We start from the raw sequence: 1,217 nt of genomic DNA on the forward strand, positions 1-1,217 counted from the left end.
TGGATTGGCAACACCTATTTGGACGATTCCGGGAGGGACAGCCCCGCCTCCCTGAACTCGACCGGAGACATGTAACCCAGCGTCGAGTGGATCCTGAAGTTGTTGTACCAGTGCACGTAGTCCGAGAGCTTGGCCCGGAGCTCGCGCGTCGTGCCGAACGTCTCGCGGTGGACGAGCTCGGCCTTCAGTATCCTGTTGGTCGACTCGTCGACGGCGTTGTCGTAGGGGCAGCCCTTGGCCGACAGCGACCTCTCAATGCCGAAGGCCTCGAGCATCAGGTCGATCTCGGCGTTGTCGAACTCGCTGCCGCGGTCCGTGTGGAAGACCTCGATGTCCGAGATGGGGAAGGAGAGCGTCGCGAACGCCGACTTGACCAGCCGGGCGTCCTTCCTGGGCCCGGCGGAGTGGCCGACGATCTCCCTGTTGTAGAGGTCGACGAGCAGGCAGACGTAGTTCCACGAGGCCCCGACGCGCACGTAGGTCAGGTCGCTGCATATATGGGTGCGCGGCGCCCTGCCGCCGAAGCCGCGCGCGACGACGTTGGGCACGTCGGCCTCGTTGACCGCCCCGGGGTGCACCTTGAACCTCTTCCTGCCGTATGCGCTGACCAGGCCGTTCTCCCTCATGATGCGGCAGACCCGGCGCCGGCTGACGGTGACGCCCGACCTCTCGAGCGACGCCTTTATCTTGCGCGAGCCGTACCGGCCCTTGCTGGCGGCGTGGGCCGCGACCACGGCCGGCGCGGCGGGGTCCGGCGCGGCGGGCCGGTCGGCCCGCGAGCGCATGGAGTAGTACGTCGACCTCGCGACGCCGAGGAGCCTGCACTGCGCTGATATGGGGTAGCGGCCCTCGTTGGCCGCTATGGCCCTCACTTTCGAGCGTATATCAGCGCCGCTTGTTTTAAGACGTCGACCTCCATCCGGAGCCTGCGGTTCTCGCGCTCGAGCTCCAGGATCCGGTTCTGCTCGGGCGTGCGGTTGTCCGCGGCGCGCGGCGAGCCGGTCGCGTTTATCGACTTGATCCACCTCTCCACGGTGCTCTTGCCGAGGTCGTACTCGTCCATGATCTCGCGCTTGGGCTTGCCGGCGTTGTAGAGGTCGACTATCTGCCTCTTGAACTCGTCGGTGAAATGCCTCGGGTGCCTGGGGTCCCTCATATACGGCCCTCCCGTCTCCTGCGCCCCTCCCGGAACTGTCCACATCAGTGTAGCCAATCCA

The 1,217-nt window shown here is 66.0% G+C and carries 1 protein-coding gene; it reads right to left on the reverse strand.

Features of this window, described 5'->3' with window-relative positions:
* Positions 1-14: 14 nt before the first annotated feature.
* Positions 15-1,156, reverse strand: a protein-coding gene (locus tag ACQRAP_RS08655) for an IS3 family transposase (protein WP_417575370.1) whose coding sequence is annotated in 2 segments (ribosomal slippage) — positions 15-898 and positions 898-1,156 — 1,143 coding nt in all. Because the reading frame shifts where the segments join, the coding sequence is not laid out codon by codon here.
* Positions 1,157-1,217: the final 61 nt, after the last annotated feature.

The sequence above is a fragment of the Collinsella sp. SGI.180 genome (assembly GCF_050313455.1).
In the GTDB taxonomy this organism is placed as follows: Bacteria; Actinomycetota; Coriobacteriia; order Coriobacteriales; family Coriobacteriaceae; genus Collinsella.